Origin of the sequence: Vibrio nigripulchritudo ATCC 27043, assembly GCF_000222685.1 — a bacterium.
Lineage (GTDB): Bacteria > Pseudomonadota > Gammaproteobacteria > Enterobacterales > Vibrionaceae > Vibrio > Vibrio nigripulchritudo.
This window is the reverse complement of record NZ_AFWJ01000076.1, coordinates 1-9,571: the sequence shown is the minus strand read 5'-3', so window position 1 is coordinate 9,571 and position 9,571 is coordinate 1. Positions and strand designations below refer to the sequence as shown.

Genomic DNA, 9,571 nt, shown 5'->3' with positions numbered 1-9,571 from the left:
GGTAGAGATTTCGTTGACTTCAACGTCGTTGAAACCAACCTCTTTCGCCATCACGTAAGAAGCCATCACGACCGTCATGACTTCAGACTCGGACGACACATGGTAGACCTCTTCGCGATAGTCCTGAGATTGCTCCAGAAATGCTCCCATTAAGCTCCTCCTGTCCGGCGCTGATTAATGAGTTCGATACCCTGTTCAAGACTCGTCACCGTTTGAAGACCATCGGTATTCACGTTTAGCTCAACCAAAGCGCATACCAATCCGGGTCTAAGCCCGACCAGAACGCATGTTGTTCCCATTACTCCCACCGAATCGATGATTTTTCTCAAATGCTCGAAATTGGTTCTGTCTAATGTTCCGACGCCCGAAAGATCGAGTAACACGCCATCAACTGAACGTTTATGGATCTGTTCCAATAACTGCTGCTGAAATCCCAGCAGTACGTTATTGGTCAAATCCACCTGAATTGAGGCAATGAGTGTTGAATCCAGACTATTGATGGTAATGGCTGATTCCATGTCTACCCTCAGCTAGCTTTGTCTTGGACGTCCAGACCGACTATGTTGAATGCTTCTTCCAAAGCATCTCTTAGCGTTGCGTTGGTTCTGACTTCACCCACGTTTATGCCCAACTGCACCATGGTTTGAGCTATCGCCGGAGAAACACCAGACACAAGGCATTCACACCCCATAAGGCGAGTAGCTTTGGTAATTTTAATGAAGTGATTGGCAACAGCGGTATCTACCACTGCAACACCCGAGATGTCCATGATGAAGATTTTGGCGCGTGCATCGGCTATTTTTCCGAGCACTGCACTCATTATGTCCTGAGCACGTTTTGAATCGATGATTCCCACGATTGGCAACATTAGAATGTCCTGCCAGATCATGGTGACTGGTGTGGACATGGCAAGAAGCGCTTCACTCTGCTCTGAAATACGTCGGTTGATCAGATTCGAGTAGGTTTCCACTACTATGGTGGTGTCCATATGAAGAAGTTTGGTGAACGCCGTAACCAGAGCGCTGTATTCATCGCTGTATAAGCTGCCGTCGTACATTCTTTTGGTGAAAATAACGAGCGACATATTCATACCAGCAAAATAGGTAGGAAGAGAAAGCCCAACCCTAGCGTGAACTTCCCCCAGTGCGATGCGATCAGCAATGTACTTGTTGTTGATGTCTGCTTCGAAGAAGGATTCCCAGTAGCGTAGTTGTTGAGTCTGAACCCGATTGAGGCGACTGCTGTCGTTGAAAAACTGCTTATATTCCGGCAGCGTTTCAAGCCAGGTGTAAAAATGGCGTACATACTCATCCATTTTTGGGGTCATGATTTTGCCAAATTTACGGATCAGAGCGAGGTCTGTCTCCGTTAAATCGTGTAACTCCATTAAGGCTTTTGGATCAGCTTGAACGCCTTGACTTGAACTCATACATTCCTCCCAAAGAGACAACATTCACTCTAAAAACCCCGTCAATAGTAATGTTTTTAATTGGTGACGGAATTCACACTACTTTTTATTAATAGTAGTAAAAGATCTTGTAAGTGAGATGTTTTCTTAAGCAGAGGACAAGAGAATACGGTTTCAATGAGTTTTTACTCATTGCTTTTTCAAACGGCGCAAATCCGTTAGAATGCCGAACTTTCCTCAAGCCAGAGACATTTATGAAACGCGTTGTTCTCTACATTAAAGATAAGTGCCCTCACTGCAAATCAGCACAGCAATACCTTGATTCGAAGGGAATAAAATACCGCCTGTGCAACGCTAAGATGCAGAGAGGAAGAAAAGAGCTGGATGCCATCGGCGCACGCTCTGTACCGGTACTAAAAATAGGCGATCAGGTGATGATTGGCTGGAACCTGAAAAACTTTGAAAAGATGTACAAATCTTAAGTTTCTCACCCTTGGCTATTCTGTTTTACGAATTCAATAAAGGTCCGATTGGCTAAAGACAAATACCCGCCTTTTCGCCAGGCCATGGCAAGGTCTAAGTAGACAGGCTCTGAAAACGGAATCCCTTTAATGCCCGTTTCATTGTCTGTCACCAGTTCAAGTAACGCCGTTACTGCAAACTCCTGTCTGACGATCTTAAGAATCATGGTGAGTAGGTTGCTTTCAAACGAAAACTTCGCCTTCAACTGATTGGATTCACAGATTTCATCGATAAAATCACGGTGAAAGTAACCTTTCTTGAACATCACCAGTTCCTGTTCAAAAAACTCCTGATAAGAAATGGATTCTTTTGTCGCTAAAGGGTGATGCTCCCCAACGACAGCCACCATTTGCGACCGAAATATAGGGTCGACGTCCAAAACATCTGGCACATTTTCATTAATCACCACTCCGATATCCAACTCTCCGTTGAGAAGCATTTTCCGAACAGATTGCGTACCAGCTTCAACGATGGTCAGTTTTAAGTTGGGGTAAGACGCTTTGAATGCCATTAATATCTCGGGAAAATAATAAGACCCCATCATGCTCGGCACGCCTAATCGTACTTCACCTTTTTCCAGCCCTTTCAGCTCTTCCATAGCCAGTTTAGCGTCGTTGAGTTGCTGCAATATCCCTTTTGCGAAAGGCAGAAGGACTCTGCCTTCATCGGTTAATGCAAGCTTGCGTTCATCACGATGAAACAGTGAGAGTTCCAGTTCGGCTTCCAACTTTTTGATGGCAATACTCAGGGCGGGCTGAGCAATATTCAGTTTGGCGGCGGCTTTAGTAACGTTGCCGGTTTCAGCAACAGCAACAAAATAGCGAAGAGGTTTGCTTTCCATATATTTTAGATATAGCGATGATATTTTTTATATATTTTCACTATAGAGTGCAGATTGCTAGTCTTTCCTTGACGTTTTTCAGAGTAAGTCCGCATGATAGATACCCATTCCCCTTCTTATCGTTCTGTGAGTTTCGCATTAGCTTTTGGCTCATTCATTGTGTTTAACAACCTCTACTTATTTCAGCCTATGCTGCCTCTGATGGCAGATCATTTCGGTGTCTCCTCAACACAGGTTAACTGGATTTTAGCTGCAGGTACTTTTGCTCTTGCGTTTTCCCTAGTTCCTTGGGCGGTCTTGTCTGAAAAGATTGGTCGCCGAAAAGTGATGCTTATTAGCTTATTTCTGCTTCCGTTCGTGGGCTTAACACTATTAACTTCTGAAAGCTTGCTTACTCTTACCCTTTCACGAGCAGCAATGGGCTTTGCACTGGCTGGCTATGCAGCGGTTGCGGTTGGGTACATGGCAGAAGAGTTTTCACCTCAGGCACTCGCATTGGCAGTGGGTACCTATGTGAGCGCCAATTCTCTTGGCGGGATTGCGGGTCGTTTATTTGGAGGGTTAGTCACTCAGTATTTTGACTGGCAATCCGCGGTGATCGGAATGGCGGTATTCAGCTTATTGGCAGCCATTTTGGTATCAAAGCTGTTACCTCCTCAAAAACACTTTAAACCTCAGCCCGGTTTGTTTTTCCACCATAACCGTAGCGTCTTAAAACATCTTAAAAATCGAGAGTTACTGCTTGCGATGTTACTAGGTGGCGTTAATTTCGCGTTGTTCGTTAATCTCTACAGTGTGGCGGCGTTCAGGTTAGTCGAACCTCCCTATGAGCTTCCTGTCGGGATCGTCTCTATGATTTTCCTTTGTTATCTGGCAGGCACCATCAGCTCGCGCCTGAGTGGCAACTGGCGTAAACGCTTTAGCAGTGTTTCAGGCATGGTATTGGGCACAGTTATCAGTGCTTCGGGAATGCTACTCGCTTACGTCGATTCTATTTCAGCGCTGGTTGCAGGATTATTACTAGTGGGATTTGGCGCTTTCTTCGTACATTCGCTGGCGTACGGATGGGTAAGCCAGAGAGCCAAACACGCTAAGGCGACCGCGACGGCACTCTACCTTGTTCACTATTACATAGGTGGAAGCTTAGGCGGCTTCCTATTGATTTACTGCTGGCAACACGGTGGCTGGGGAAGCGTCATTCTTGGGGGAAGCGGCCTCTATATCGCTATGTTTTTGCTGTGTTATAAGTTGAGAGGTTTTGAAAGGCTCAAATCAGATTCAATGATGCATTTGAGCAAAAAAGTTGGTTGAAGGTTAGTACACTTGGGATTGGCGTTTTGAATGTGGTAGGCTTGCGCCAAAATTTGCCTAAAGAGGCCCGAGCAATGTCGAATTCAAAAGATCAACAAATCCACCAGCAAGTCACTCAATGGCTGGAAGATGTCGTTATTGGTCTCAATCTGTGCCCTTTTGCTGCCAAACCCAACCGCAACAAGCAAATTAAGATCGCCATCAGCCATGCCACTCTCGAAGAAGCATTGCTTGAAGATATTCTTACCGAGCTGGTTGAGTTAAACAGTTGTGAACCAGAAAAGCTTGAAACGACCTTAGTTGTTGTCCCTGACATGCTGTCTGATTTTATGGACTACAACTTTTTCATCGACTGGGTCGAGGCTCTGATTAAGCAGCAAGACTGGGAAGGTATCTATCAGGTGGCGACATTTCATCCAAACTACTGCTTTGGTGGTGCAGATCCAGAAGACGATGAGAACCTGACTAACCGAGCGCCTTATCCAATATTCCACCTTATCCGTGAAGAGAGCATGGAGAAGGTTCTGAAACATTACCCAGACCCGGAGTCGATCCCAGACACCAATATCGAAAGAGTCTCAAACCTTTCGGAAGCGGAACGAAAAAAGCTGTTCCCTTACCTCTTTGTCTAGGGTCTACAACCCGCGAATAACCCTTAATCCAAAATCTAGGAAAGCACTTTGTCTAACACATCATTTAAATCTTTAGGGTTAAAACCTGAACTTCTGACCAACCTTGATTCACTGGGTTATGAGGAAATGACTCCAATACAGGCACAAAGCCTGCCTTTTGTTTTAAAAGGTCAGGACGTGATTGGGCAGGGTAAAACAGGCTCTGGTAAAACGGCAACATTTGGTTTGGGTTTATTGCAGAACCTGAATGTGAAAAAGTTTCGCGTACAGTCATTGGTTTTGTGCCCTACCCGTGAGCTTGCCGACCAAGTAGCAAAAGAAATCCGAAAGTTAGCGCGAGCAATCCATAATATTAAGGTGCTAACGCTTTGTGGTGGAATGCCAATGGGACCTCAGATTGGTTCCCTTGAACACGGCGCACATATTCTGGTTGGCACACCAGGTCGTATTCTGAATCACCTAGATAAAGGTCGAATCAGTTTAGAACACCTCAATACGCTAGTGCTGGATGAAGCGGACCGCATGCTAGACATGGGTTTCCAGGATGCGTTGGACGCCATCATCGAACAAGCCCCTACAGACAGACAAACTCTGCTGTTCAGTGCTACCTTCCCTGACTCCATTGAAGCGATATCCAAACGAATTTTACGAAAACCACAGCGAATCACCGTGGAATCGACGCACGATACTGTGAGCATTCGCCAGCATTTTTATGACGTAGCAGGCTTTGAAGAAAGACTGGAAGCGACAAGAAGAATTTTAATGCAGGACAAACCAGAATCGACGGTCATTTTCTGTAATACCAAACGCGATGTAGATGAGGTAGCGGATGAACTTCGTTACCACGATTTCAGTGTTATCGCACTGCATGGGGACATGGAACAAAGACAGCGTGATCAGGCTTTGGTGCAATTTGCGAATAAAAGCGTATCGATACTGGTTGCAACCGATGTTGCCGCCCGTGGGTTGGACGTCGACAACTTAGACGCCGTAATCAATTTCCACCTTGCACGCGATCCGGAAGTTCATGTTCACAGAATCGGGCGTACTGGTCGTGCAGGAGCACAAGGTTGCGCCCATTCCTTTATCAGTGAAAAGGAATCTTACAAAGTTGCTCAAATTGAAGAGTATTTTGATTTCGACATTCGAGCAAAAGATCTACCAAGTGAAGACGTACTTAATCAGCGCGCGTATTACGCCAAGATGGTGACACTCCAAATTGATGGCGGGAAGAAACAAAAGGTTCGCCCGGGTGACATATTAGGTGCGCTAACTGGCGACGACGGCATCCCGGGGAGTCAGGTAGGAAAAATCAATGTATTCCCTATGAGCGCGTACGTTGCTGTTCATACTGAAAGTGCCAAAAAGGCCTTCAAAAAGCTTGAGAAAGGCAAATTGAAAGGTAAGCAGTTCCGCGTAAGATACGTGAAGAACTAGTAGAGATAGATTTAAGCAGCGCCTCACGCACTGGGGCGCTGCGAGAATTTATGATTAGCAACACATACCCTGTTTCGCCCTTTCGCTTTTGCTTCATACAGAGCATTGTCTGCCGTCAGGATAAAGTCATCAAGTAAGCTCTTAGGGTCGTTAACTTTAGAATCTGAAAACTCGAAGAAACAGACACCAATGGAGACGGTGATCGTTGATGTCCCGGATTTGATTTTCGACACACTCGACATGATTCTGTCGCAAATTTTCATGATGTCGTTTTTATTGGTTCTTGGCAGCCAAACCACGAACTCTTCTCCACCAAACCTCGCTATTAAATCGATTTCACGAATCGCATCCGCAATGCTGTCGGCGGTTTTCACTAAAATCTTATCGCCATACAAATGCCCAAACGAATCATTTACCAATTTAAAGTGGTCGATATCGATCAAAGCCAGTGCACCTTCGGTCTTATCGAAAGCCAGACGGCGAATGGATTTGGGCACAACATCCAGTAACGAGTGGCGGTTTGGCAGCTTGGTCAGCGGATCGAACAGAGCCAGTTTTTCTAATTCTCTGTTCAGTTTCTTTAGCTCTGTCTCGTGTTGATGTCGCCTCAGCTCTACAGAAATCCAGGACGCCATCAATTGCAAAGCGTCGACATCCGACTCGTTGAATTGCCTTTTATATGGCTTATGGCTAGAAAAATTAAGAGTACCGTAGAGGTTACCCTCAATGTATATGGGCACGCCGATGTACGATTCTAAGCCAAAGTTTCTGTATGCAGGATGCTGAGCCAGTTCGTCACTTTTGCTCATACGGTCAATCATGACAGGTTTATCTGATTGGCAGGTGATTTGGCAGTAAGTGTTAAGGAGAGGAAACGAGTCTCCGGCATTGAGCTCGATATGGTCAGGGCGCTGGACCTGTAATACCGTGTAATCTTCACCTTCGATATGTGAAAAGATGCCTATATCCAGCTTAAAACGTTCGCACCCGAGCTTTAGCAGCCCTTGGATCTGTGCGTCTAATCCGTTTGAGTAATTATTCGTTATTTCATAAAGGCGTCGTATAACCTTTTCACTTGAGCTCGACTCACTCATAATGACATTCCCAGTATTTCTGCCTGTCTGTTAGTTCACGTGCTTATATTTATTGATTTGGTGATGTTCCCCACCCTTTCTAATAATCTTAGTTATAAAGCTCACATTTTAAAGCCAATGAAGAGAATTAATTTTTCTGGTAACATGCGGAAAAATTCAAACGAGAAGCATACAATGCAACTGACCAAGCTGACTCAAGACCTATACGATCATCTATATCAAGACATTACTGAATTCCGCTCTACTTTTGACCTACCCGTCGCACAACCAGATTCACTGGATGAAAAAGCCGACCAGCTTCATTCTTCTTTAGCGATTGAAGAGCTCACAGAACTGGCAGAAGCTGACTGCAAAACTGAGCAGGCAGATGCCATTGTGGACACGGTATACGTTCTTATGGGTCGTTTAGTACACCTTGGGCACAGCAAAATGGAAGACAACATTGCAATCAGCTACCTGATTGACCTGCTTCTTCATGTTGCCGCTAACCGTGAGATTGATTTTGTACCTTGTTGGGATGAAGTGCATTCCAGTAACATGAGCAAGGTGTGTCGCAACGAGAATGAATACAGCGAAACAGAAGCGCATTACGCCAAACAAGGCGTGAAGCTGGTAGCGGTAACTAAGGGCGAATACATCATTGCTAAGTGTGCGGAAGATGTAACGATTGAAGGCAAAACGATTCGCCAGGGTAAAGTACTTAAGTCGGTTTACTACCGCCCTGCCGATCTAGCGAAACTGACGGCTTAAGCCAATAGCCAATAGCCAATAGCCAATAGCCAATAGCCAATCAGAGTTATAGCAAGCCCGAGTCTCAATACTCGGGCTTTTTAAATCCAACACACGCCAATCCTATCCGTTTCACTATTTATTCATTTAGCCTTTAAACCTCATGTGCTGAACGCAGTATTTCTCTACCGTTTTGAGCTGAACGTCAATGCCTAAACCCGGTCTATCGGATGCAGCAACCCACCCTTGATTCTGCACTATAGGTTCGCTTACCAAATCAAATTGGGCAGGACCCGGAATTGGTTTCAACTCGAATACAATGGAGTTATTGCTGGCGTGAGAACAGTGTAAACTGGCCGCTGTCGTAATGGCCGTACTCCAGGCGTGGGCGTTAATAAATCGGCGCTTCGCAGAGATATGGTATTGAATCTTCATGTATCCGGTGATGCCTTCGACACGCCCCGGGTCGACGCCGAATACATCTACCGTATCGGTGTCTAGCAAAGCTTGATAGCCTTCGACGTTCCATTCTCGCTCACCGCTGGCAATGGAGACTCCGACTTTTGACCTCAGTTCTTTGTACCCTAGTATGTCGGTTGGGTATAAAGGCTCCTCTATCCAACGAATATTGGATTCCGTCATTCTTTGCGTGGTTCTGACAGCAGTAGGTACATCCCATTTCACGCCATTCCCTGCATCGACCATGATGTCTGGCGTGTCTCCCAGAGCTGACCTTAGATCCGCAACAAACTTAACATCGATGTCTGGTGAGACTTTACCAATAGGTGAAGGACCTTTCTTGGCGAATCCCAGTTTGCAAGACTGGTATCCCTGATCGTGTATATAACCCTCAAGCACTTCGACGGTCTCTTCTGGCGTAGGATGGTTGACGTGGATACATGCGTTTGCTGGCAGTTTTTCCGTTACTTTTCCGCCAAGAAGCTCGTATAAAGGTGCACCGAGTACCTTGCCTTTGATGTCCCATAGTGCGATGTCTATGGCACTTACGGCAAAGTTCGCAATTCCGCTTCGACCATACCACCAGGTATGATCACGCATCTTGTACCAGATCTTTTCTATTTCCAGAGGGTTTTCATCTTTTATTACCTCAAAAAGCCCTTCCACAATCGGCACCGCTGCCTTTGTTGCCTCCGGAAACTGAGCAATACCTTCTCCCCAACCTTCAACGCCATCGCTGGTGGTTACTCTGACTAACAGAGCACAGCGCTGTGAAGAGTAATCATTCGGCTCTGGGTAGAACAGCACATAGGTATCAATCGATGCAATTTTCACAGTATTCTCCTTAAATCTTCCCATTAGGGTTTGGTGACCTTAGTGCTTACGTATTGGGCATCGCAGTGTTTGCCCTTTTAAACCCCGAACAATCTCTTCCGCGGCAAGGCGTTGTAGTCGCTGCATCGATTGAGTGGAATACCAGGCTGAATGGGGGGTCAACACCAGATTCGGTGCTTTCAGCAACGGAGAACCAAAGCTCATGGGTTCCTTGCCAAATACATCCAACGCAGCAGCACCAATCGAACGTGTTTGAAGTGCTTCCGCCAGCGCCGCTTCATCGACCAATTCGCCTCTCGCGGTA

General features: G+C 45.8%; 11 protein-coding genes. 5 read left to right on the top strand and 6 right to left on the bottom strand.

All coding sequences use genetic code 11. The features are described from left to right. Positions 1-149 precede the first annotated feature (149 nt). Complete coding sequence (locus tag RH89_RS08215; RefSeq protein WP_004401027.1) at positions 150-518, bottom strand: STAS domain-containing protein; 369 nt, start codon at positions 516-518, stop codon at positions 150-152. Positions 519-526: 8 nt separating this feature from the next. Next, the gene (locus RH89_RS08210; protein ID WP_004401026.1) at positions 527-1,429 is read right to left on the bottom strand and encodes a protoglobin domain-containing protein; all 903 of its coding nucleotides are present in this window, start codon (positions 1,427-1,429) and stop codon (positions 527-529) included. A gap of 233 nt (positions 1,430-1,662) precedes the next feature. On the opposite strand from RH89_RS08210, the gene RH89_RS08205 reads away from it, so the two are divergent. Next, positions 1,663-1,890, top strand: a complete 228-nt coding sequence (locus RH89_RS08205) for a glutaredoxin family protein (RefSeq protein WP_004401025.1) — start codon at positions 1,663-1,665, stop codon at positions 1,888-1,890. Positions 1,891-1,895: 5 nt separating this feature from the next. Here the strand turns inward: RH89_RS08205 and RH89_RS08200 are convergent, their stop codons facing one another. Further along, positions 1,896-2,771 (bottom strand): LysR family transcriptional regulator, encoded by an 876-nt coding sequence (locus tag RH89_RS08200; RefSeq protein WP_004401024.1) that lies wholly within the window; start codon positions 2,769-2,771, stop codon positions 1,896-1,898. A 93-nt stretch (positions 2,772-2,864) separates the two neighbouring features. Here RH89_RS08200 and RH89_RS08195 point away from each other — a divergent pair, with 93 nt between their 5' ends. From RH89_RS08195 to dbpA, 3 genes are all read left to right on the top strand, one after another. Continuing rightward, positions 2,865-4,082, top strand: coding sequence for an MFS transporter (locus RH89_RS08195; RefSeq protein ID WP_004401022.1), 1,218 nt, complete (start codon positions 2,865-2,867; stop codon positions 4,080-4,082). Between the two features lie 74 nt (positions 4,083-4,156). Further along, positions 4,157-4,714, top strand: coding sequence for a DUF1415 domain-containing protein (locus RH89_RS08190; RefSeq protein ID WP_004401021.1), 558 nt, complete (start codon positions 4,157-4,159; stop codon positions 4,712-4,714). Positions 4,715-4,762: 48 nt separating this feature from the next. Beyond that, the gene (gene dbpA / locus RH89_RS08185) at positions 4,763-6,151 is read left to right on the top strand and encodes an ATP-dependent RNA helicase DbpA (RefSeq protein WP_004401020.1); all 1,389 of its coding nucleotides are present in this window, start codon (positions 4,763-4,765) and stop codon (positions 6,149-6,151) included. A 23-nt stretch (positions 6,152-6,174) separates the two neighbouring features. On the opposite strand, the gene RH89_RS08180 is transcribed toward dbpA, so the two are convergent. Continuing rightward, complete coding sequence (locus RH89_RS08180) at positions 6,175-7,245, bottom strand: sensor domain-containing diguanylate cyclase (RefSeq protein WP_004401018.1); 1,071 nt, start codon at positions 7,243-7,245, stop codon at positions 6,175-6,177. Positions 7,246-7,419: 174 nt separating this feature from the next. Between RH89_RS08180 and RH89_RS08175 the strand changes: the two genes are divergently transcribed. Further along, positions 7,420-7,995: a nucleoside triphosphate pyrophosphohydrolase family protein gene (locus RH89_RS08175; RefSeq protein ID WP_004401015.1), complete on the top strand. Its 576-nt coding sequence runs from the start codon at positions 7,420-7,422 to the stop codon at positions 7,993-7,995. Between the two features lie 126 nt (positions 7,996-8,121). On the opposite strand, the gene RH89_RS08170 is transcribed toward RH89_RS08175, so the two are convergent. Continuing rightward, entirely contained in the window at positions 8,122-9,267 is a 1,146-nt protein-coding gene (locus RH89_RS08170; RefSeq protein WP_004401013.1) for a mandelate racemase/muconate lactonizing enzyme family protein, read from the bottom strand. A gap of 39 nt (positions 9,268-9,306) precedes the next feature. Next, positions 9,307-9,571, bottom strand: a 265-nt coding sequence (locus RH89_RS08165) for an NAD(P)-dependent oxidoreductase (protein ID WP_004401011.1), incomplete at its 5' end; no start/stop codon positions are given.